This is a genomic window from Nitrosophilus sp., assembly GCF_982775275.1.
In genome coordinates this window covers 1-23491 of sequence record NZ_CEXZHP010000006.1, presented here as the reverse complement: position 1 = coordinate 23491, position 23491 = coordinate 1, and the positions used below count along the sequence as shown (strand labels likewise).

The following is a 23491-nucleotide window of genomic DNA, read 5'->3' as shown; positions in this document are numbered from 1 at the left end:
AAGTAAAGCAGTTTACTTCCTAAAGCTTCGCTTTGCGCTTGCTCACTCAACTACTTAACTATTTTAACCATTTTAACCACTCAACAATTCAACCAAAATTTATTAAGGTAATTATTATTTTTCCTAATGTATTATAATTTAAAATAGTAAATCATTTAAAGGCTTTTTATGAGTGCACTAAGATATATATTGATATTTTTTTTATTTTTATCTTTTGTAAATGGATCTGTCTTTAAGGGGCAAAAAGAGTATATGAAAAAATGCAAAATTTGCCATGGAAATGGATCTAAAGTTGCCAAAGCAAAAAGTTCTGAAGAGTGGATAAAGCTTTTTGAAAATGAAGCCATGTTATTAAAAAAAGCACATGAAAAAGATAAAGATGCCATGAAATATTTTGATAGTGATAGATTTTCTAAAAATTATAAACATTTATTAGATTTTTTTGTCAAATATGCTGCTGATAGTGGAAATGTTCCTGCATGTAGTGATTAGCTTTTAAAAAAATTCTTTTTTAGATAAAATTCTCAAAATTTTTATATTGGAGTTGTTATGTCAAAGATGTGGTCTGGTAGGTTTGAAAAAGATGCAAGTAAGTTATTGGATCAATTTAATGCGTCACTTATGTTTGATAAAGAGCTATATAATGAGGATATTTTAGGTTCAATAGTTCATGCAAAAATGCTTAATAAACAAGGAATTTTAACAGATCAGGAGTTAAATGATATTATAAAAGGTTTAAATGAAATAAAAGAAGAGATAGAAAAAGGAGAATTTAAATTTGATATATCTGATGAAGATATTCATATGGCGATTGAAAAAAGATTGACTCAAAAAATTGGTTATGCTGGTAAAAAACTTCATACTGCAAGAAGTAGAAATGATCAGGTTGCTTTGGATTTTAAACTGTATGTTCAAAAAAACAATAAGATTATAATTGAGCTTATAAAAGAGCTTATTAAAACTTTTTTAAATATAGCAAAAAAACATAAAGAAACAATTTTGCCTGGGATGACTCATCTTCAGCATGCTCAACCTATCTCTTTTGCATATCATTTACTAGCTTATGTAAGTATGTTTAAAAGAGATTTAGAGAGATTTAAAAATTCATATGAAAGAAATAATTATTCACCTTTGGGTTGTGCTGCATTAGCTGGAACTCCCCATCCAATAGATAGAGAATATACGGCAAAAGAACTAGGTTTTAAAGCTCCAACCATAAATTGTTTAGATAGTGTAAGCGATAGAGATTTTGCACTTGAGATTTTGTTTAATATAGCTACAATGATGATGCATATTTCAAGACTTTCTGAAGAGTTAATATTATGGTCAAGTTATGAGTTTAGATTTATTACCATTAGTGATGATTATGCGACGGGAAGTTCTATTATGCCACAAAAGAAAAATCCAGATGTGCCAGAACTTTTAAGGGGAAAAACCGGAAGGACTTATGGCAATCTAATCTCATTGTTAACTGTAATGAAAGGTTTACCTTTAGCATACAACAAGGATATGCAAGAAGATAAAGAAGGTGTTTTTGATAGTGTAAAAACTGCAAAAATTAGTTTAACAATTTTAAATGAAGTAATAAAAACTATGAAAATTAATAAAGAAAACATGTATAAAGCAGCTAAAATTGGTCATTTGACTGCCACAGATTTAGCTGATTATTTAGTTCAAAAATGTAATATTCCATTTAGGGAAGCTCATTTTATAACAGGACGTGCGGTTGCATTGGCTGAAAAAAAGAAAAAAGATATAAGTGATCTCACATATGATGAGTTAAAATCGATAGATGAAAGAATAAAAGAGGATGTAATTCAATATTTAAAACTTGAGCATTCAATGAATTCAAGAGATTCATTGGGAGCAACTTCAATTAATCAAGTAGAAAAACAGATAAAATATTTTGAAAAATGGCTTGAGGAGAATAGCTAAAACTAATCTCCTCAATATTATTTAGACATATTTTTTTGCCTCTTTGTCTGGTGCTAAATGTGGCCAGATGAGTTTTGCACCGCCCAACATATGAAAATGAAGATGCATCACTTCTTGTCCACCATCTTCTCCGTTATTTACAATAAGTCTATAGCCTGTTTTATCTAAAGATAATTTTTTTGCTACCTCTTGAATAAAAGGAGTCATTTTAGCCATTACTTCAGGTGGAGTGCTTTGGAAATTTTCAATATGTTGTTTAGGGATGATTAAAACATGAATCGGCGCTTTTGGACTAATATCATGAAAAGCTAAAAACTCATCATTTTCTAAAACTTTATTTGCTGGAATCTCACCTTCTACTATTTTACAAAAAATACACATTTTTTCTCCTTATATATTAGCTAAATAGTTGAGTGGTTAAAATAACCAAGCTTTTTAACCATTTAACAAAGTATATAATACAAAATCTTATCTTTTTATAATGAAAACTATAATATCATTTGCAAAACTAAAAAATAGGGGTGCTTTTTGCAAGAATGGTTAAAAAAGATTGAAGAAGCTATAAATTTAGAAGAACTTGAAAAAATAAGAGTTGAAATTTTTGGTAAAAAAGGCATTTTGGCTTCAGAATTTGCTAAATTAAAAGAGTTGCCAAATGAAGTGAAGCCAAAAGTTGCAAAAGAGTTAAATGAGTTAAAAATAAAATTAAATAAACTATTATCCAAAAAAAGAGAAGAATTAGAAAAAAAAGAGTTACAAAAAGAGCTACAAAAAGATGAGATAGATGTAACTCTTTATTCTCCTTATAATAACAAAGGTGCGCTTCATCCGGTTCAAGATACATTGGATAAAATTATAGAATATTTTATATCAATGAATTTTTCTATTGAGAGTGGACCTTTGGTGGAGGATGATTTTTATAATTTTGAAGCGCTCAATCTACCAAAATATCATCCAGCTAGGGATATGCAAGACACTTTTTATTTTAAAGATGAGAAGCTTTTAAGAACACATACTTCACCTGTTCAAATTAGAACTATGCTAAAACAAAAACCTCCAATTAGAATGATAAGTCCAGGAGCTGTATTTAGAAGAGATTTTGACTTGACTCACACTCCTATGTTTCATCAAGTTGAAGGGTTGGTTGTAGATAAAAAAGGTAAAGTTTCTTTTGCTAATTTAAAATTTATATTGAGCGATTTTTTACACTTTATGTTTGGCGACGTTGATATTAGATATAGGCCAAGTTTTTTTCCTTTTACTGAACCTTCTGCCGAAGTTGATATAAGTTGTATTTTTTGCAAAGGAAAAGGTTGTAGGGTTTGTTCGCAAACTGGATGGTTGGAAGTGCTTGGCTGCGGGATGGTTGATCCAAATGTTTTTAAAGCGGTTGGTTATAGTGATGTTAGTGGATACGCTTTTGGTTTAGGAATAGAGAGATTTGCTATGTTAATACATAAAATAGGTGATTTAAGAAGTCTTTTTGAAGGTGATTTAAGATTATTGGAGCAGTTTAGATGATTATAACAAGAAGTTGGTTGCAAGAATGGATCGATATATCAAAAATAAAAACCGAAGATATAATTAAAAAATTAAACAGTATCGGTTTAGAAGTAGCTGATTATAAAAAAATAGATATACCTCAAAATGTTGTTATCGGAAAAGTTTTAAAATGCCAAAAACATCCAAATGCCGATAAACTCTCTGTTTGTGAAGTGGATGTAGGCGATGAGACTCTTCAGATAGTTTGTGGAGCTAAAAATGTAGCAGCAAACCAATATGTAGCAGTTGCAAAAGTTGGTTCTATTTTGCCGGGGAATTTTAAAATTAAACCGGCTAAACTAAGAGGAGTTGAGAGTTTTGGAATGATTTGTTCATCGACTGAGCTTGGATTGCCAAAACTTGAAGATGGAATAATGGTTTTAGATGATAGTATAGGAAAATTAAATCTTGGTAAAGAGCTTAGAGATTATGAAATTTTAAATGATGAAATAATTGAGATAGAACTTACCGCAAACAGAGGAGACTGTTTAAGTATTTATGGAGTTGCTAGAGAGCTTAGTGCAGCTTTTGATATAAATTTGAAGGGACCAGAAGATATTGTATTTGAAAAAAAAGAGAAGATGCAACTAGGAATAGGAAGGGTATTAAATATAAAACATAACGAAATAGATGCCAGTTTGATCTATAAGCTTTTTTCTAACGGGGGTTTTGAGACACCTTTGAAAATAAAAATAAGATTGGCTTTTATTGAAGAAAATTTTGAAAATGAAATTGAAAATATCGCTTTTTATGCTACATATTCAACAGGAACTATTTTAAGGGCTTATAGTTATGATATATTTAAAGAGGATGATATAGCAAAAATTGAATTAAAAAAAGACGAAAATGATTTAGATGCAGTTTATGATAATAAAAAAATCTCAATTATTGGAGTAAATCAGATAAAAGAGTCAAAACCTAAAAAGAGGAAAAATATTTTATTATAGAGGCAAGCTACATAGATCCGCATCTTTTATCAAAAAGATTTTTTGAAGCTTCCAAAAAAAACAAAATAGATACGGACTGGGTTTATTATAGAAGCAGTAGAGGCAGCAATCCAGATCTTAATTTTGGGATTGACTATTTTTGTTATTTAATAAAAGAATTTAGCGATATAGATATATTTTCTGGCTCCCATGAGATTATAAAAGAGTTTAAGCAAAAAAGCGTAAACGTAAATTTAGAGAAACTAAACTCCTTAATAGGTGAAGAGATTTCTCAAAATAGTATCGTAACTATATTATCAAAATTGGGTTTTGAGGTTACGAAAAAAGAGAGCGAAAATATTGTAGTTAAAGTTCCAAAATTTAGACATGATATTGAGAATGATCAAGATATAGCAGAAGAGTGTATAAGATTTATTGGAATAGATAAAATAGCATCTAAACCGTTTAAATTAGAGGAAAAAAATAGGCTAAATAGAGATTATTTTGATTTTAGAAAAAGAAAAAATTTCAAAAATCTAGCAGTTGCAGCAGGGTTTTATGAAACAACAAACTATATATTTACAAATAGAGAAAATTTAAAGGATTTTGGATTTGAATTGGTCAAAAAAGAGTTGGATTTAATCAATCCAATAACAAAAGAGTTAAACAGTTTAAGAACTTCTCTTGTTCCGGGATTATTGGAACAAGCAATTTATAATTATAAAAATGGAAAAAAAGTTGTAAGACTTTTTGAAATTGGGACGGTTTTTGATATAGATAGAAATGAAAAAATAAATTTTGGGTTTATTTATACAGGGTTTAAAGAGAACGATTTTATCTCAAATCACGGAAAGCCGGATTTTATTGATTTTAGCGAGTTTGTAAAAAAAATCTCGCAGGTAATTGGAGATTTTGAGTTAAGTAAGTGCGAACCAAAAAACAATCTTATGCATCCATATCAATGCGCTAAGATAAAGATAAAAAATTGCATAGTAGGATATATTTATAAACTCCATCTTTTATATCAGAAAGGTTTTGATATTCCACCCACTTATATATGTGAAATCGAGTTTGATAAGATACCTTTTGAACTAAAAGAGGCTAAAGAGTACTCAAAATACCAAATAGCTTTTAGAGATTTGAGTATTTTGATAGATAAGAGCATCGATTTTGAAAGCATAAAAGATTCATTGAAAGAGAAATTGCCTAAAGAGATTAAAAGATTTTATCCAGTAGATATTTATGAGAGTGAGAAATTGGGAAACAAAAAGAGTTTAACTATTAGATTTGTAGTTCAATCAGATATCAAAACTTTATCAGAAGATGAGATCTCTACAATAATGCAAGAGTTGCTAAATATTTTAAAAAGTAGTATTGGAGCCGAGCTTAGATGAGTTATATAAAAGTAAAAAAGAGTAAACCTTTTGATTTAGAGATAGATGATATTGCGCCAGATAAATCGATATCTCATAGAGCCGCAATGTTCTCTTTATTGAGTGATAAACCCTCAGTTATTAAAAACTTTTTAATGGCCGAAGATACGCTAAATAGTTTAAATATCGTTTCAAAATTGGGTGCTGAGGTTGAGATAGAAAAGGAAAAAATTGTAATTACTCCAAAAGAGATAAAAGAGCCAGATGATGTATTAGATTGTGGAAATTCTGGGACTTCAATTAGGCTTTTTTGCGGACTATTTTCAAGCATGAATGGTTTTTTCGTATTGACCGGAGATAAATATTTAAGAAAAAGACCTATGAAAAGAGTGGTAGAGCCTTTAAAAAGTATAGGGGCTATAATTGACGGTAGAGAAAATGGAAATTTAGCTCCTTTAGCTATTAGAGGATCTAAACTTAAAAGTTTTTCATATAAAAGCAAAATCGCTTCGGCTCAGGTTAAAAGTGCGATGATATTGGCAGCTTTGAAAGCTGATGATAAAAGTTATTATTTTGAGCCAGAACTTAGCAGAGACCATACAGAAAGAATGTTAAAAGGTATGGGTGCAAAACTTGAGACGAAAGTTTTAAATAAGGGTTATGAAGTAGTTATTTATCCTCAAAATGAGCCTCTAAAGCCTTTAAATATCAAAATACCGGCTGATCCTTCAAGTGGATTTTTCTTTGCGGTTGCCGCGGCTATTACTCCAAAAAGTAGAGTTTTAATAAAAAATGTAACATTAAATCCTACAAGAATAGAGGCTTATAATGTTCTTAAGAAAATGGGCGCAAAGGTAGAGTTTATAGAAAAAGAGAATATTTATGAGCCAATTGGCGATATTTTAGTTGAGTATGCACCTTTGGAAGGTGTTGAAGTTAGTAAAAATATATCTTGGCTTATAGATGAGCTACCGGCTCTATCTATCGCTATGGCTGTAGCAAAAGGAAAAAGTTTGGTAAAAAACGCTAAAGAGCTGAGAGTCAAAGAGAGTGATAGAATAAAAAGTGTAGTTGACAATTTAAAAAAATGTGGTATAAATGTGGTTGAATTTGATGATGGTTACGAAATTGAAGGTGGGGAGATAAAAGAGGCGGAAATTGATAGTTTTGGTGATCATAGAATAGCTATGAGCTTTTTAATTGCAGGACTACTAAGTGGCATGAAAGTAAAAGATACCAAATGTATATCCACCTCTTTTCCAAATTTTGTGAAAATTTTATCAAAAATAGCAGAGGTTGAAATTGGAGATTAGATTAGCAAAAAGTTACGGATTTTGTTTTGGGGTAAAAAGAGCTATAAAGATAGCTGAAGAGACAAAAAACAGCAATACTTTAGGACCCTTAATACATAATAAAAAAGAGATCGATAGATTAAAAGATGAGTTTAATGTTGGGCTTGTTGAAGATATAGATGAAGTAAATCAAGGAGACACGGTAGTTATTAGAACCCATGGGATTCCAAAAGATAAATTAAATTTATTACAAAAAAAAGATGTAAATATTATTGACGCTACATGCCCATTTGTAACTAAACCGCAGCAAATCGTAGAAAAAATGAGCAATGAAGGTTATAGTGTAGTAATTTTTGGAGATATTAATCATCCTGAAATTAAAGGAGTTATGAGTTACGCAAAAGATCCGATTGTAGTTTTAGACGTTGATGAATTAAAAGGTAAAAAATTAAAAGAGAAGGTTGCAACGGTTGCTCAAACAACAAGAAAATTTTTGGAATATCAAAAAATTGTTAACTATTTGATGGAAAACTGCAAAGAGGTTAGAGTTTTCAACACCATATGTAACGCAACTTTTGAAAACCAAGACGCCGCAAGAGAACTTTCAAAAGAAGCCGATATTATGATAATAATAGGGGGTAAAAACTCTTCAAATACAAAGCAGCTTTTTAATATTTGTAAAGAAAATTGTGAAGATAGTTATTTGGTAGAGGATGAAAACGAGTTGAAAAAAGAGTGGTTTATCGGAAAAAAAATATGTGGAATTACGGCTGGAGCCTCTACTCCTGATTGGATTATAGAAAAAGTTATTGGTAAAATAAGGGAATTTAAAGTATAATAAGCAAATTTTTAAGTAAGGAAAGTATGATGAATAAAGAGGAATTGTTAAAGGGTGGCGAATCAAGCGAAGATTTTGCGTCGATGCTTGAGGAGTCGTTTAAAAAGAGCGAGTCTAAAATAATAGACGGGCATATAGTTGAGATACAAAATAACGAAAGAGTTCTTGTTGATGTTGGAGAAAAGCAAGAGGGTATTTTAAATATTAACGAAATAAAAGATAAAGAGGGAAATCTTTTATATAACGTAGGTGACTCGATCAAAGTTTTGGTATCTGGGTTTAAAAATGAAAGGCCGATAATCTCTCATAAAAAAGCTATGGCAAAAGCAAAAACCGCCGATTTTATCAAAGAGCATAAAGATGACTTTGAAAATATCGTAGTTGAGGGTGTAATTACCGGAAAAAATAGAGGCGGTTACACTGTTGAGAGCGATGGTGTTCAATTTTTTATGCCAAACTCTTTATCTTATCTAAAAGGAAGAGTTGAACCGGGTAGAAAAATCAAAGCAAAGATTGAAAAAATCGATGAAGAGAATAACTCTATAATAATCTCAAGAAAAAAATATATAGAAGATGAAAGAAAGAGAAAAAAAGAGATTATAAAAGATTTAATGGAAAATGAGAAAATTGTTGAAGGAAAGATTAAAAAGATTACAAACTATGGAATGTTTGTAGAGGTTGCTCCTGGTGTAGAAGGACTTGTTCATTACAACGAAATAAGCTACAAAGGTCCGGTAAATCCAGCAAAATATTTTCAAGAAGGCGAAAATGTAAATGTTAGAGCAATTTCTTATGATGAAGAGAAAAATAGATTGTCACTCTCAATAAAGGCAACTCAGCCAGATCCGTGGAATGAGATAAAAGATGAGTTAGAAGTTGGAGATACGATAAACGTAACAGTTAGCAATATTGAACCATACGGTGTTTTTGTGGATTTAGGAAACGATGTAGAGGGATTTTTACACATATCTGAAATTAGTTGGGATAAAAAAGTTAAAAATCCAAACGAATATCTAAAAATTGGCGACGAGATAGATGTAGAAGTTATAGAGATAGATCCACAAAACAGAAAACTCAGAGTATCTTTAAAAAGATTGCTACCAAAACCTTTTGAGGAGTTTTCAAAAAAACATAAAGAGGGTGAGGTTGTTAAGGGTATAGTTACATCCCTGACCGATTTTGGTGCTTTTGTTAAAATCGATAACGTTGAAGGGTTACTACATAATCAAGATGTATCCTGGGAGAAAGCCAAAGCAAAAGATCTATTGAATGTTGGCGATGAAGTAGAAGTTAAAATATTAAAAATCGATAATGAAAATGAAAAGATATCTTTAAGCGCTAAGGCTTGTCAAGAGTCCCCTTTGCAAAAATATGTTAAAGATAAAAAAGTTGGAGATATAGTTAAAGGAAAAGTTAAAGATATTAAAGAGTTTGGAGTATTTATAGAACTATCACCTGGTGTTGACGCTCTTATTAGAAACGAGGATTTGGCTCCTTTGAAAAAAGATGAACTAAATATAGGTGACGAGATTGAAGGTGTGATATCTATGATAGACACTGTTAAAGATAAAATAAGAGTATCGGTAAAAAGACTTTCTAAAATTAAAGAGAAAGAGGCTTTAAAAGAGATTAATAAAAATGATGAAAAGATAACCCTTGGAGAGATCATAAAAGATAAACTAAACAATTAATTAGTCGAGGGATTAAATTGGGCTTGAATTACTCAACTAACTATAAAAAGGATATTGATGGATAAAAAAAAGATAGTTGTATGCGATCATATTCATCAAAAGGGACTAGAAATCTTAAAAAAAGAGCAAGATATAGATGTTGTTAATGCCGCTGATGTTCCAAAAGGAGATGAGTTATATAAAGTTATCTCTGATGCTGATGTTGTTATAACAAGAAGTCCAACGCCAGTTGATGAGCCTTTTTTAGAAGCTGCAAAAAATTTAAAAGCCATCGTTAGAGCAGGTGTGGGAGTTGATAACGTAGATATAGACGGATGCAGCAGAAGAGGAATCATAGTGATGAATGTTCCTACCGCAAATACGATAGCCGCGGTTGAGCTTACTATGGCACATATGCTAAGTTGTGTTAGAGCCTTTCCCTACGCACACAATCAGCTAAAACTTGAGAGAATTTGGAAAAGAGAAAACTGGCTTGGAACCGAGCTTAAAGGAAAAAAATTAGGAATAATCGGTTTTGGAAATATTGGAAGCAGAGTGGGTATAAGAGCTAAAGCTTTTGAGATGGAAGTAATAACTTACGATCCTTATATTCCTCCTGAAAAAGCGACCGATTTGGGTATAAAATATACTACAAATTTTGACGAAATACTAAAATGCGATATTATTACGATTCATACTCCAAAAAATAAAGAGACTATCAACATGATAGGTCATGATGAAATTGCAAAAATGAAAGATGGAGTTATTTTGATAAACTGCGCAAGAGGCGGGCTTTATAATGAAGATGCGCTATATGAAGGATTAAAAAGCAAAAAGATTAGATTTGCGGGAATTGATGTTTTTACAAAAGAGCCCGCAACAGATAATAAGCTTTTAGAGCTTGATAATGTAACAGTTACTCCACATCTTGGAGCAAACACGATCGAATCTCAAGAAAAAATAGCTATCCAAGCGGCTCAGGCTGCTATTGAGGCTGCAAGAGGAAGCAGTTATCCAAACGCTTTAAATCTTCCTATAAAAGAGGATGAGATACCTCCTTTTGTTAGACCATATCTTGAACTTACGCAAAAAATGGGCTTTTTAGCCGCTCAAGTAAATAAAGGGGCTTTTAAATCCATAAAAGTTATAGCCGAAGGAGAAATAGGCGAATATTTAAAATCTTTAACCACATTTGTAGTAGTAGGTGCTTTAAAAGAGTCTTTGGGAGAAGGGGTAAATTACGTAAATGCCGAATTTGTAGCAAAGGAAAGAGGTATAGAAATAGTTAGTAAAACCCAGCCTAACACAAGCGGATATAAAAATAAAGTTTCGGTTAAATTAACTACAGATAAGGATGTTATAGAGATTGGGGGGACGATTTTTGAAGAGAATGTTCAAAGAATAGTAGAAATTAACAATTTTACAATAGATGTTGAACCAAAAGGTAAGATGATACTATTTAAAAACACCGACGTTCCTGGAGTTATAGGCCAAGTTGGTATGATTTTGGCTAAGCATAATATCAATATAGCAGATTTTAGACTCGGAAGAGATGATCATGGATTGGCGTTAGCGGTAATTATAGTAGATGATGATGTTACAAAAGAGACACTTCAAGAGCTTGCTGATTTAGAGGCTTGTATTTCTGTATCTTACGCTATTTTATAACAAAAAGGATTTTCCTTTTTGTTACTTCATATAAAAATATCTTATAAATTTCTTCAAATTAAACAATGATTAAGAGATAAGAATATATAATCTTTAGCTAAAATAACAAGCAAGATTTCGGAGGAATTTATGAGATATTTCATAGCACTAATTTTTGCTTCGGTTTCACTTTTTGCCGGTATTGAAAATCTAAAACTAAATGATGCGATAGAGCTTTTAAAAAAGAATAACAGCGAGATAAAAATAGCAAAATTCAATGAAGAGATAGCAAGATTTAAAACAAAAATCGCAAAAAGTTATAATTATGGGAAGTTAGATTATACCTTTTTGGCTTTAAGAAGTAATGATGCGGGAAATGTTTTTGGATTTAAGCTTCAAAGCAGAGAGGCAAAATTTGCAGATTTTGGGTTTGATGAGTTTTTAGCGCCTATGGGACAAGTTTTAGGTCTTTTGGCTCAAGAACAAAACGCCCAAGCTGCGGCTGCGATTTCTCAAATGGGTTCTATACTAGAAATTGAACCAAAAAAATTAAACTATCCAGATGCTAGAAATCACTTTTTAAATAAACTAACATATATGGTTCCTCTATTTACCGGATTTAAACTAACTCAATATGAAAAAATATCTAAAGCTATGGAAGAGATGAGCACTTTAGATAAAAAAAAGATAATAAACGAAAAGATTTATCAAACAAAAAAGGCGTTTTACGATATTACATTGGTTGAAAATTATATAAAAAATCTTGAAACATTAAAATCAAATATTGATAAATTGGAAGAGATTATAAAAGCCTTTATGAGTGAAGGGTATGCAAAAGATACAGATCTTCTAGAGGTTCAGGCTAAAAAATATGAGGTTTTGAGTTATCTTAATCAAGCAAGATTAAATAGAGATTTAGCATATCAATTTTTAGAGTTTTTAATAGGTGAAAAAGTAGATTCCATTGCACATGTTGAAGAACTCGCACCTTTACCAAAAGGGGAAGTAAAAGAGCTTGTGGAAAAAACCTTTGATATGAAAAAGGTAAAAATCGGATTAAAAATCGTTCAAGAAAACGTAAAACTTCAAAAAAGCGGATACTATCCAGAAATCGGAGCTTTTGGAGAGTATAGCAGTGCAGACGATAAGCCTTTTAACGATTTTACAGATCATGATGCATACACCATAGGAGCACAACTAAAATGGAATCTTTTTAACGGCGGCGAAACGACTGCTCAAGTTCAAAAAGCTAAAATTGAGAAAATGAAAATGTTTGAACAGTATAATTTGGCAAAAAGAGGTTTGGCTTTAAAAATAAATCAGATAATTACGGAAGTTAAAAGCAAAGATTATGATATTAAAGCTAAAAAGAAAGAGTTTGATTTTACAAAAAGAGTATATGAACATTATCAAGAAAAATATAAAGAGGGGCTTGTAAAAATAAGTGATGTGCTTATAAAGCATTCTGAGGAGATAAAAGCTCTTTTGGATCTGCTTAAAGTTAAAACTTTAAGAAACGAAAAAGTGTTTGAATTAGAAAGTTTATTGGATAAAGGAGAATAGATGAAAAAAATCGCATTTTTAATAGCTTTAATCGGTTCTATTTTTGCCGCCGAACTAAAATTGTCTGGCACGGTTATGAGCGATGATACCAAAATGGTAGCTAGTAGATATATGGGATTTGTTAAAAAAGTATATGTTGATGAGGGAGACTTTGTTAAAAAAGGAGAGCTTTTATATACCATTGATAGCAAAGAGATAGATATGGCAAAAGCTCAAGTTGAGCTAATGGTAGCTCAAGCAAGACTCGCTGTGCAAATGAATCAAAATATGTATAACAATGTCCATACAAATTATGAAAGATACAAAAGATTGTATAAAAAGGGAATGGTAGCAAAATATGAGCTTGAAAATATGGAACTTATGGAGAAAAACACAAAAGATATGGTAGAAATTGCAAAAAAGCAGTTAGCACAAGCAAAAGCTCAATTAGAAGTTGTAAAACATCAGTATGAATATCTAAAATTAAGATCTCCAAATGATGCGGTAGTTATCCAAAAAAATATAAAAGAGGGCCAAATCGCAATACCGGGAATGCCGGCACTTATAATTACCTCTTTGGATAATTTAAAAATTTTAGTGGAGGTTAGTGAAAGCAATCTAAAAAATGTATCTTTAGGTAAAAAAGTTGAAATAAATATTCCATCAATCGGTTTTAAAACAACCGGAAAAGTAGCGGCTATAATTCCGGCATCAAATCCTATGACCCATAAATTTAAAGTAAAGATTAAGTTTGATAAAAAAGGAAACAACAAAATTATTCCTGGAATGTATTCTGAAATAATTATTAAATAAGGGCAGAAAATGGCAGAAAATAGATGCAACTATACACCCACAGATTATGCAGGAAAACTTGCTTTAACTTTTTTGCACAATCCTTTAACGGCTCTTTTGGCGGTATTTATATTGGCGGTTGGATATCTAGCCCTTGAGATTATGCCAAGGGAAGAAGACCCCCAGATAGCAATTAGCGGCGGTGCCATAATAGTTCCTATGCCGGGTGCTTCTCCAAAAGAGATCGAGCAAGTAATCGTAAAGCCTTTAGAGGAAAAGATCAGAGAAATCTCCGGAGTTGAATATATTTATGGTATGGCTATGGAGAATGTGGGTATCGTAAATGTTCAATATTATATAGGAGAAAATAGGGAGATTTCTAACTTAAAGCTTTATGATAAAGTTATGCAAAATATGGATAAACTACCAAAAAACGCAATGCAACCTCTTGTTAAACCTTTTGATATAGATATAGATATTCCCATACTTTCTTTTGCATTTTATAAAAAAGATCCAAATTTAAGTGACGCAAAACTTTTTAAAATCGTAAAAGATATTCAGTATAGATTTAATCGAATTAAAAACGTATCAAAAACTGAGCTAAAAGGTGCACATAAAAGACAATTTAATATCCTTGTAGATTTGAACAAATTAAAAGGTTATCATCTATCTCTTGGTCAGATAATGATGGCTGTAAAGTCGGTAGCTCTTCAAATTCCAGAAGTTAAAAACAGAACAAAAGATAATAAATTGGTAATATTTGGTGTTCCAAACGCTATAGAAAGTATCGAAGATGTAAAAAATATAATCGTAGCAAACTATATGGGCTCTCCTATATATTTAAAAGATGTAGCTAAAGTGGAAGATTCTATAGATATACAAAATTTTAAAAGCGCAAAAATATGGAGTAAAGATATAAAATCAAATATCCCTCAATATACTCTAACGATCGCAAAATTAAAAGGTACCAACGCTGTTTTTGTTGCTCAAGATGTATTAAATGAACTAAAAAAATTAAAACCGATGCTTGAAAAAGAGGGTATCGGATATGTTTTAACAAGAGATTATGGAAAAAGAGCAAACGATGCGGTGAACGAGCTTGTGGATCATCTTCTTATAACCATTGCCATAATTGCCGTTATGTTGGTATTTTTCCTTGGATGGAAAGAGGCTTTAATAGTAACTTTTACTGTTCCGGCAATATTGGCGATTACTCTTTTTATAGCTTATATAACCGGACAGACTATAAATAGAATTACACTTTTTGCGTTTTTACTCTCTCTTGGTTTATTGGTTGATGCGGCGATTATAGTTATAGAAAATATCCATAGACATCTTCATGAACATGATGCGGTATATAAGGATGAAGATACTATTATGGTTGAAGCTACGGATGAAATCGGTGCTCCTACAAATATTGCCACTTTAGCGATTATATTGACTATGGTTCCTATGGCTTTTGTTGGCGGAATGATGGGCGAATTTATGAAACCTATACCTTTAAATGTTCCTGTAGCATTAATAGCTTCATTGGTTATAGCGTATATTTTTACGCCGTATCTTGCAAGACGTATGCTCAAAAAACCCCATTTTCATCACCGTCATCACCATTTTCAAAAAGAGGAACATCTTCCTGATGAGTGTAGAATCGATCAAGGAGATAAAAAGTGAAAAGATATGAAAAATTTATTTATAAAATTTTAGAAAAAAAAGGTTTGAAAAATTTAGTAATCATTGCTACTTTAATAGCTCTTGTGGGATCTGTAGCTATGATACCTACAAAAATAGTATTGGCAAAGATGCTTCCTGGCAAAAGTGCAAATACTTTTAGCGTTTATGTTGATCTTCCAACGGGAAGCAGTATCGAAGAGACAAAAAAAGTAACAGAGTGCGTAGTAGATATATTAAAAAAAGAAAAAGAGGTTACCGATATTGAGACATATTTAGGTATGGGTGCTCCTTTGGATTATGCTGGGCTTGTAAAATGGAGCGCTTTTAAAAATAGCGAAAATTTGGCCGAACTTGTGGTTAACTTAACCGATAAGCACGAAAGAGACGAAAGAAGCTACAATATGGTTCATAGATTAAGACCGGTGATTCAAAAAAAGTGTGAACCTATAAAAAAGGGAACCTCAATAAAACTTATCGAACAGCCTGCCGGTCCTCCTACGCTTGCGGCGATAGTTGCTGAGATTTATGGAGAAAATTTAAGCAGCGTTAGAAAATTTGCGAAAAAAATCGCCGATATTTTTAGAAAAACGGAAGGTTTAGTGGATATTGATATAATGGAAGAAGAGATTTATCAAAAATATAAACTTATTCCAAATATTGATAAAATTCAAAAAAGCGGTCTATCTGTTGAGCAGGTTCAAAAGATTATGTATCTTGCTTTTGAAGGTATGAGCGTAGGTGTAAAAAATACAAAAGATTATCCAACTCAGATAGATCTATTTTTAAGATTAAGTGATGAAACTAGAAGATTTAATGATCAAACCCTTGAGTCTGTTAAAAGTAAATTGGCCTCTTTTGAATTAATGAACCGGATGGGTATGATGGTTCCTCTTATAGAAGTGGTAGATATTGTAAAAGCCGATAGTGAGCCGATGATAATGCATAAAAATTTAAAAAGATATATAAACGTAATTGCCGAAACAGATCTGGTTTCACAAGTATATCCTCTTTTAGACGCAAGAAGCAAAATTATTGAAGAGTTGTCAAAAGATTATGATATTGAAACTACAGATTATCTTTTTAATTTAAGATTTACGGATAAAAAAAGTGGCGAGGTTATTGATTTGAAGTGGGACGGGGAGATGAAAGTTACTCTTGATACTTTCAGAGATTTAGGTCTTGCTTTTATAGCGGCTTTAATACTTATTTATCTATTAATGGTTGTTTATTATAAAAGTTATACATTAAGTTCTATAGTAATGGCAGGAAGCTTTTTATCTATAATTGGCGTAATAATTGGACACTGGGTTGCTGATATTGTGACTGAGGATGTGTTTTTTCTAACTGCAACTTCATTGATAGGGTTTATTGCTTTAATGGGAATTAGTTCTAGAAACTCTTTGCTTCTTATAGATTTTGCAAAGGCGTTAATGGAGAATAAAGGCATCGATAAAAAAAGAGCTATTGCTATTGCAACTGCAACAAGAGCAAAACCTATTATGCTTACCGCAATAGCCATTATTTTAGGTTCTGCACTTCTTGCAAGCGATCCGATTTTTGGAGGACTTGGCGTTGCACTGATTGGAGGAACGGTTGCAGCCGTTGCGGTCTCTTTGATATTTATACCTGTTTTGATGGATAACGCAAAAGCGATGGATTTTACGAAAAAAAATAATTAGTTTTATAGGCGGTATTAGCCGCCTAAGAAAGATTTGTATGGAATTTGGAAAAATGCTGATTTTTATCGGAATTGTATTAATTGTTATTGGGGCTTTTATAACTTTTGTTGGAAGACTGCCCGGTGATATTTATATAAAAAAAGATAACTTTACTTTTTATTTTCCGATAACTACATCTATTTTAATCAGTATTATTTTATCTCTTCTTTTATATTTTTTCACCCGTTTTTTTAGATAATTTTGGTAAAATTAAGCATAAGTTAAAATGGTTAAAAAAGTTGAATAGACTAGAGGAAATAAGAGATATCTTAGCTGATTAAATACTCTAAAAAACCACAAACTGAGCAGATGGGAAGAGTCTTTGAGATTCTTTGTTCATAATGCTCTTAAAAACTGCTTAACCATTTTAACCACTCAACAAAAAAATAAAGGAGAGTTATGGCTTATAGTATGAGTGATTTAAAAAAGGGCTTAAGAATAGAGTTAAACGGTATTCCTTATAGAATAATAGAATATCAACATGTAAAGCCTGGAAAAGGTGCCGCGTATGTTAGAACAAAATTGAAATCTTTAATTGACGGCAGAGTTTTAGAAAAAACTTTTCATGCCGGTGATAAAGCCCAAAAGCCGGATCTTGAGGAAAAAGAGATGCAATATCTTTATGATGACGGCGAAAATATGCATTTTATGGATACGACAACTTATGAGCAGATAACTTTAACCCATGAACAAGTTGGCGAAGATAATATTAAATATATGAAAGATGGGATGAATGTAAAGATTTTATTTCATAACGGCAAACCAATATCTGTAGAAATTCCTCCTGTAGTTGAATTAAAGGTAGTTGATACAGCTCCCGCTTTCAAAGGGGATACCGCAACCGGAGGAAAAAAACCGGCAACTTTGGAAACCGGTGCAGTGATACAAGTCCCTTTTCATATTTTAACAGGTGATGTAGTAAAAGTAGATACTATAGAGGGAAAATATCTGGAAAAAGTTAAATAAGGAGGGATCTATGGCAAATATTTTAGTGCCTCTTGCTGATGGATTTGAAGAGATTGAAGCTATGGCGATAATCGATGTATTAAATAGAGCGGGAAACAATGTTGTTGTTGCAGGTCTTTTTGACAATGAAGTTGAAGGAGCGAACAGCGGTTTAAAAGTGTTGGTAAATATATTATTAAAAGATGTAAATATAGATGATTTTGATATGATGGTCTTGCCTGGAGGATTACCGGGGGCTGAGCATTTAGCAAAAAGTGAGCTTGTTCAAGATTATATTAGAAAAATGAATCAAAAAGGAAAACTTGTAGGTGCGATATGTGCTGCTCCTTGGGCTCTGAAAGAGGCTGGCGTGCTTGAAGGAAAAAAACATACAAACTATCCGGGTTTTGAGGAAAAAACCGGGAAAGAAGGATATATAGCCGATCAAAAGGTTGTAGTCGATGGTAATGTGGTTACATCAAGAGGTCCAGGAACCGCAATATGCTTTGCTCTTGAAATCGTAAAAAGATTAAATGGTGAAGAGACATATAATCAACTAAAAGATGGGCTTTTAGCCGATTATTGTTAATTTTCGTGCAAAAACTTTTGTTTTTGCACGAGTTCTTTATAAATAGTTTCAAACTCTTTTAATATATCTTGATTTTTATGTTTTATAGCGCCTTTTATTAATATTTCGCATTTTTTTATGGCGACTTCTAAAACCTTTTTATCATCGCAAAAGGGAAGCATAGCTTTTACTCTCCATCTATCCATCGCAAAATATTTTTTGCTTAGCTGATCTTTATGACCTCCATACTTAATAACTAGTTTTTCATCACTATATCCTACTGGATATTTTTTAGTAATTCTAAGCCAAAGTTCATAATCTTCACAAACTTCAAAATCCTCTCTAAATAGCCCAACCTCTTCAAAAAGTTCTTTTTTTATAGCTACAGCCGAAGGAGAAATAAGACAAAGATGTAAAGAGTCATAAAATATAAAACCCTCTTTTTTTTGGTGAATCTTTTTTTTATTTAAAAATTTTCCATCTTTTATCCATATCTCATCTGTTTGGTGAATTTTGAAGTTTTTGTTTTTTTTAAAAAATTTGTAATGTGACATTAATTTCTCTTTTTTCCATTCATCATCACTATCTAAAAATGCTATTATTTGTCCGTTTGAGGCTTTTATTCCGGCGTTTCTTGCGGCACTTACCCCCAAATTTTTTTGGGTAATTATTTTTATAGGATAATTTTTGATAATATTTGGAGTATCATCTGTTGAGCCATCATCTACTACTATTAATTCGAAATTTTTATATGTTTGTTTTAAAACAGACTCTATTGCTCTTTTGATATATTTTTCTCGATTATATACTGGAATTATAACGCTAAATTTTGGATAAGTATCTTGCAACTCCATCCTCGTCGTTAGTGTGTTCTAATATTATATCGGCTTCTTTTTTTACCTCTTCAAGGGCATTTTTAACAGCAACTGCACATTTTGCTTTTTTAAACATTCCAAGATCGTTTTTGCTATCTCCAAAAACAGTCAAATCCTCATCTGATAGATTTAAATATTCAAGTACCTCTTCAAGAGCGTGGGATTTATCTCCCTTAGGATGCAATATTGTCAAAAAATGACAATCAATATATGGATCTTTAGAGAGTTTAGTTTCAATATTGTTATTAAATATCGATTTTAACTCCCTCTCTAAAGCTTCCATATGCTCTTTTTCTCCCATATAAACAATCTTTAGGTTATTTTTTAAGGGAGTGATTTTATCTTTTACCATTAATCTATTATCATTTTTATATGATCTTATCAACTCTTTTTGATAAATATTTAATTTTTTAGGATATAGAAATTTTTCATTTAAATTTTTATCTTCAATTCCTACAATAAAAGGCTCTATATCAAATTTTTTTGAGATATCTATAATTTGAGAGGAGATATCTTTGTCAAGAGAGTTAATAGATATTGCTTTTTTCTCTTTTGTGGCAACCATCGCGCCATCTAAAAGAATTAGAGGAATTTTTAGATCCAGCCCTTCTAAAAATTCCAAAGATTTTTTTAGACTTCTTGCTGTGGCTATAGATAAAAAATACCCCTCTTTTACTTTTTTATTCCATATCTCTTTACTAAAATCTGATAAAGATAGATCGCTTTTTAAAAAAGTTTTATCAAGATCGGTTACAAATATTTTCATTTTACCTCCAAAAACTTTCACGTTATAATATCAAAAAAAATTAAGGTTTTCTAATGAAAGTTGATAATGAAAAACTTTTTTTTGAGAGATTAAATAAAATCGATCCCAATCTAATAAATCTTTTAAATACAAAAAAAAGAAGATTTTCTTTTAGAATAAATAGATTAAAAACTACAAGGGAAGAGATCGAAAAGTTTTTAACTGATAAAAATATAAAATATCAAAATGTTAACTGGTTTGAAGATGCTTTTATATTGGATTTAGAAGATAGAGATAAAATCATCAAAAGTAAAGAGTATAGCGAAGGAAAAATATATATCCAAAATCTATCTTCGATTTTTTGCGCACTAATAGTAGATCTAAATGAGAATGAGTGGCTTTTGGATATGGCTTCAGCTCCCGGAGGAAAATCTCTTTTATGGAGTTCTTTGTTGCAAAACAAAGGAAAAATATCGGCAGTTGAAAAGGATAAAAATAGATTTTATATGTTAAAAAGAAATCTTAAAATATGCGGTGCGAAAAATATAAAAACATATCTTAAAGATTCAAGAGCGATAGGCAAAATATGCCCTTTATATTTTGATAAAGTTTTATTAGACGCTCCATGTTCAAGTGAGTCAAAATTTGATCTTAATTTAAAGAACCCGATAAAATATTGGAGTTTAAGAAGAGTTTATAGAAATTCAAAATTGCAAAAAGAGTTAATAATATCAGCTTTTAACAGTCTAAAACCGGGAGGAACGTTAATATATGCAACATGCACATTTTCACCGGAAGAGAACGAAGAGGTTGTTGATTTTTTAATAAACAGTGCTGAGGGGGTTGAGGTTTTAGAGATTAAATCCAAATTTGAAAATTTTACCCCTGGAATTATTGAGTGGGAAGATAAAAAATATAATAAAGAGGTAAAAAAATGTGTAAGAATTTTGCCAAAAGATGGGTTTGATGGATTTTTTATAGCCAAAATAAAGAAAGTTTAGTTATAGGCTAAAATAGTTATGGTTAGTATGAGTAGGATTTATTTAGAACCAAATAATGGTTTTTTTTATTCAACTACTCAACTATTTTAACTAACCGCAAATCTACCTCGCTTCGTTCGCTACGATTTGCTTCAAAGTTCACCAGCTACTCCTATGCTCACCACTAAAATCATCGATTTTAGGGCTCGCATATAGTCGTAGCTTTCGCAAGCGCCGGAAGTAAAGCAGTTTACTTCCTAAAGCTTCGCTTTGCACTTGCTCACTCAACCACTCAACTACTCAACTATTTTTAACTAATTTAATAATTTCTTCGATTATTTCATCAATCTTTTTATTTTCTACGTTGATAATAAAGTCGGCTACCTTTTCATACTCTTTGACTCTTTGGTTATATAGTTTTTTAGCCTCTTTGTATGATTTAAAAAGAGGTCTTTTTTTGATCTTTTTTTTGGCGTTTTTACTTTTTACAATTCTTTCGTATATCCAGTCAAAATCCGCTTTTAAATATACAACAGTTCCAATATCTTTTAGATTTTTTACTTTATAAAAACCTCCTCCTGTGGAGATGATCGTATTTATAACGCTTGTTGTTAACCAGTCGGCGGTTTTTTGCTCTAATTGTCTAAAATATTTTTCCCCATATTTTTCAAAAATTTTTTTTATCTTTTTATTTGTTAAACTCTCTATTAGATCGTCGGTATCTACGGCGTAAAGATCGGTTTTTTTACTCATTGCCCTTGCAAGAGTTCCTTTTCCTACGCCCATAAAACCAATAAGTACTATATTTTTCATAGCCCCTCTTTAGGAAAAATTTTCTATAATGTTATCAAAATTTGGGTTAAAAAATTAAAAGGAAACAGATGAGCTTAAAATTTACCCATCTTCATCTTCATACTGAATACTCTTTGTTAGATGGTGCAAATAAGATAAAAGCTCTTGCAAAAAGATGCAAAGAGCTGGGAATGGATGCCGTTGCTATTACAGATCATGGAAATATGTTTGGAGCTATTGACTTTTATAAGGCTATGAAAGCTGAGGGAATAAAACCAATTATTGGAATAGAGGCATATCTACATAACCAAGATGATTTGGGTGACAAATCTACAAAACAGAGATTTCATATCTGTCTTTTTGCAAAAAATGAAATTGGGTATAAAAATTTAATGTATCTAAGCTCAAAAAGTTATATAGAGGGGTTTTATTATTATCCAAGAATAAATAAAAAACTTTTAAAAGAGTATAGTGAAGGCCTTATATGCACAAGTGCCTGTTTGCAAGGAGAAATAAATTGGCATTTAAATTTAAATAGCGAAAGAAATATAAAATTTGGAGCAAAAGGTTATGAAATAGCAAAAGAGATAGCTTTGGAGTATAAAGAGATATTTGGAGAGGATTTTTATCTTGAATTGATGAGGCATGGAATACATGATCAACAATATATCGATGAACAGGTAATTAAACTATCTTTGGAAACCGGAATAAAAATAATCGCAACAAATGATACCCATTATCTTTTTCAAGAAGATGCACAAGCCCATGAAGCTTTTATGTGTATAGCGATGAATAAATTGTATGATGATCCAGATAGATTAAGACATACCGTTGCCGAATTTTATCTAAAATCTCCGCAAGAGATGGCTGCTTTATATGCAGATATTCCCGAGGCTTTGGAAAATACCCAAGAGATCGTTGAAAAATGCAATCTTGAGTTAGATCTTGGAAATCCTACACCTCCAAATTTTAAATTTACAAAAAATTATGCCCAAAAAGAGGGGATAGAACTTGCTGAAGAAAAAATATATAGCTTTAAAAATGATGAGATTTTATTTGAGTATGAGTGTAAAAAGGGTTTAAAAGAGAGATTAAAAAATATTCCTCAAAATGAGCATCAAAAATATTGGGATAGATTAAATCATGAGATAAAGATAATAAACTCAATGAAATTCCCAGGATATATGCTAATTGTTTGGGATTTTGTTAGAGAAGCTAAAGAAAGAGGTATTCCCGTAGGTCCCGGGAGAGGTTCCGCAGCTGGAAGTTTGGTTGCGTATGCGTTAAAAATAACAGATATAGATCCATTAAAATATAATCTTCTTTTTGAGAGATTTTTAAATCCAGAACGTGTTAGTATGCCAGATATTGATATGGATTTTTGTCAAGATAGAAGAGGGGAAATAATCGATTATGTTGTTCAAAAGTATGGAAGATACAATGTTGCTCAAGTTATAACTTTTGGATCGCTGCTTGCTAAAGGAGTTATAAGAGATGTGGCGAGAGTTTTGGGTATGAGCTATGCTGAAGCTGATAAAATGGCAAAGCTAATACCCGATCAGCTTGGCATAACATTAAAAAAAGCATACGAACAAGAACCAAAGATTAAAGAGTTAATTGAAGAAAACCCCCTTGCCGCG

At 31.4% G+C, this 23491-nt stretch carries 22 protein-coding genes; 18 read left to right on the top strand and 4 right to left on the bottom strand.

Annotation, left to right across the window (positions count from 1 at the left end):
• The first annotated feature begins 168 nt into the window (after nucleotides 1–168).
• Nucleotides 169–492 (top strand): cytochrome C, encoded by a 324-nt coding sequence (locus AC30RD_RS00865; protein ID WP_489492238.1) that lies wholly within the window; start codon nucleotides 169–171, stop codon nucleotides 490–492.
• A gap of 57 nt (nucleotides 493–549) precedes the next feature.
• Nucleotides 550–1935: an argininosuccinate lyase gene (gene argH / locus AC30RD_RS00860; RefSeq protein WP_489492237.1), complete on the top strand. Its 1386-nt coding sequence runs from the start codon at nucleotides 550–552 to the stop codon at nucleotides 1933–1935.
• 21 nt (nucleotides 1936–1956) lie between these two features.
• On the opposite strand, the gene AC30RD_RS00855 is transcribed toward argH, so the two are convergent.
• A complete protein-coding gene (locus AC30RD_RS00855) occupies nucleotides 1957–2316 on the bottom strand; it encodes a histidine triad nucleotide-binding protein (RefSeq protein WP_489492236.1) in 360 nt (119 codons plus the stop codon).
• A gap of 147 nt (nucleotides 2317–2463) precedes the next feature.
• Here AC30RD_RS00855 and pheS point away from each other — a divergent pair, with 147 nt between their 5' ends.
• From pheS to AC30RD_RS00785, 14 genes are all read left to right on the top strand, one after another.
• Nucleotides 2464–3456 carry a phenylalanine--tRNA ligase subunit alpha gene (pheS, locus tag AC30RD_RS00850; protein ID WP_489492235.1) on the top strand — a complete coding sequence of 331 codons (993 nt, stop codon included), beginning with the start codon at nucleotides 2464–2466 and terminating at the stop codon, nucleotides 3454–3456.
• Nucleotides 3453–4424: a YtpR family tRNA-binding protein gene (ytpR, locus tag AC30RD_RS00845; RefSeq protein ID WP_489492233.1), complete on the top strand. Its 972-nt coding sequence runs from the start codon at nucleotides 3453–3455 to the stop codon at nucleotides 4422–4424. The genes pheS and ytpR overlap by 4 nt, the downstream gene beginning before the upstream one ends.
• Complete coding sequence (locus tag AC30RD_RS00840; RefSeq protein ID WP_489492239.1) at nucleotides 4418–5797, top strand: phenylalanine--tRNA ligase subunit beta; 1380 nt, start codon at nucleotides 4418–4420, stop codon at nucleotides 5795–5797. The genes ytpR and AC30RD_RS00840 overlap by 7 nt, the downstream gene beginning before the upstream one ends.
• Nucleotides 5794–7089: a 3-phosphoshikimate 1-carboxyvinyltransferase gene (gene aroA / locus AC30RD_RS00835; protein ID WP_489492232.1), complete on the top strand. Its 1296-nt coding sequence runs from the start codon at nucleotides 5794–5796 to the stop codon at nucleotides 7087–7089. Before AC30RD_RS00840 ends, aroA begins: the two co-directional genes overlap by 4 nt.
• Complete coding sequence (locus tag AC30RD_RS00830; protein ID WP_489492231.1) at nucleotides 7079–7906, top strand: 4-hydroxy-3-methylbut-2-enyl diphosphate reductase; 828 nt, start codon at nucleotides 7079–7081, stop codon at nucleotides 7904–7906. Before aroA ends, AC30RD_RS00830 begins: the two co-directional genes overlap by 11 nt.
• 26 nt (nucleotides 7907–7932) lie before the next feature.
• Complete coding sequence (locus AC30RD_RS00825; RefSeq protein ID WP_489492230.1) at nucleotides 7933–9597, top strand: 30S ribosomal protein S1; 1665 nt, start codon at nucleotides 7933–7935, stop codon at nucleotides 9595–9597.
• A 57-nt stretch (nucleotides 9598–9654) separates the two neighbouring features.
• Nucleotides 9655–11244, top strand: a complete 1590-nt coding sequence (gene serA, locus AC30RD_RS00820; protein ID WP_489492229.1) for a phosphoglycerate dehydrogenase — start codon at nucleotides 9655–9657, stop codon at nucleotides 11242–11244.
• A 129-nt stretch (nucleotides 11245–11373) separates the two neighbouring features.
• Nucleotides 11374–12786: a TolC family protein gene (locus AC30RD_RS00815; protein WP_489492228.1), complete on the top strand. Its 1413-nt coding sequence runs from the start codon at nucleotides 11374–11376 to the stop codon at nucleotides 12784–12786.
• The gene (locus AC30RD_RS00810; RefSeq protein WP_489492226.1) at nucleotides 12787–13578 is read left to right on the top strand and encodes an efflux RND transporter periplasmic adaptor subunit; all 792 of its coding nucleotides are present in this window, start codon (nucleotides 12787–12789) and stop codon (nucleotides 13576–13578) included.
• Between the two features lie 9 nt (nucleotides 13579–13587).
• Nucleotides 13588–15228 carry an efflux RND transporter permease subunit gene (locus AC30RD_RS00805; RefSeq protein ID WP_489492225.1) on the top strand — a complete coding sequence of 547 codons (1641 nt, stop codon included), beginning with the start codon at nucleotides 13588–13590 and terminating at the stop codon, nucleotides 15226–15228.
• Nucleotides 15225–16907 carry an efflux RND transporter permease subunit gene (locus tag AC30RD_RS00800; protein ID WP_489492224.1) on the top strand — a complete coding sequence of 561 codons (1683 nt, stop codon included), beginning with the start codon at nucleotides 15225–15227 and terminating at the stop codon, nucleotides 16905–16907. Before AC30RD_RS00805 ends, AC30RD_RS00800 begins: the two co-directional genes overlap by 4 nt.
• A 37-nt stretch (nucleotides 16908–16944) precedes the next feature.
• The gene (locus AC30RD_RS00795) at nucleotides 16945–17145 is read left to right on the top strand and encodes a DUF2905 domain-containing protein (RefSeq protein WP_489492223.1); all 201 of its coding nucleotides are present in this window, start codon (nucleotides 16945–16947) and stop codon (nucleotides 17143–17145) included.
• A 200-nt stretch (nucleotides 17146–17345) separates the two neighbouring features.
• The gene (gene efp, locus AC30RD_RS00790; RefSeq protein ID WP_489492222.1) at nucleotides 17346–17912 is read left to right on the top strand and encodes an elongation factor P; all 567 of its coding nucleotides are present in this window, start codon (nucleotides 17346–17348) and stop codon (nucleotides 17910–17912) included.
• Between the two features lie 10 nt (nucleotides 17913–17922).
• Nucleotides 17923–18480, top strand: a complete 558-nt coding sequence (locus tag AC30RD_RS00785; RefSeq protein ID WP_489492221.1) for a DJ-1 family glyoxalase III — start codon at nucleotides 17923–17925, stop codon at nucleotides 18478–18480.
• On the opposite strand, the gene AC30RD_RS00780 is transcribed toward AC30RD_RS00785, so the two are convergent.
• A complete protein-coding gene (locus tag AC30RD_RS00780; protein WP_489492220.1) occupies nucleotides 18477–19313 on the bottom strand; it encodes a glycosyltransferase family 2 protein in 837 nt (278 codons plus the stop codon). The genes AC30RD_RS00785 and AC30RD_RS00780 overlap by 4 nt on opposite strands.
• Nucleotides 19282–20100, bottom strand: coding sequence for an HAD family hydrolase (locus tag AC30RD_RS00775; RefSeq protein ID WP_489492219.1), 819 nt, complete (start codon nucleotides 20098–20100; stop codon nucleotides 19282–19284). The genes AC30RD_RS00780 and AC30RD_RS00775 overlap by 32 nt, the downstream gene beginning before the upstream one ends.
• Before the next feature lie 53 nt (nucleotides 20101–20153).
• On the opposite strand from AC30RD_RS00775, the gene AC30RD_RS00770 reads away from it, so the two are divergent.
• Nucleotides 20154–21080: an RsmB/NOP family class I SAM-dependent RNA methyltransferase gene (locus tag AC30RD_RS00770; RefSeq protein ID WP_489492218.1), complete on the top strand. Its 927-nt coding sequence runs from the start codon at nucleotides 20154–20156 to the stop codon at nucleotides 21078–21080.
• A 279-nt stretch (nucleotides 21081–21359) separates the two neighbouring features.
• Here AC30RD_RS00770 and AC30RD_RS00765 read toward each other — a convergent pair whose 3' ends face one another.
• Nucleotides 21360–21872, bottom strand: coding sequence for a shikimate kinase (locus tag AC30RD_RS00765; protein ID WP_489492217.1), 513 nt, complete (start codon nucleotides 21870–21872; stop codon nucleotides 21360–21362).
• A 68-nt stretch (nucleotides 21873–21940) separates the two neighbouring features.
• Here AC30RD_RS00765 and dnaE point away from each other — a divergent pair.
• On the top strand, nucleotides 21941–23491 hold a 1551-nt coding region (gene dnaE, locus AC30RD_RS00760), incomplete at its 3' end, for a DNA polymerase III subunit alpha (RefSeq protein ID WP_489492216.1).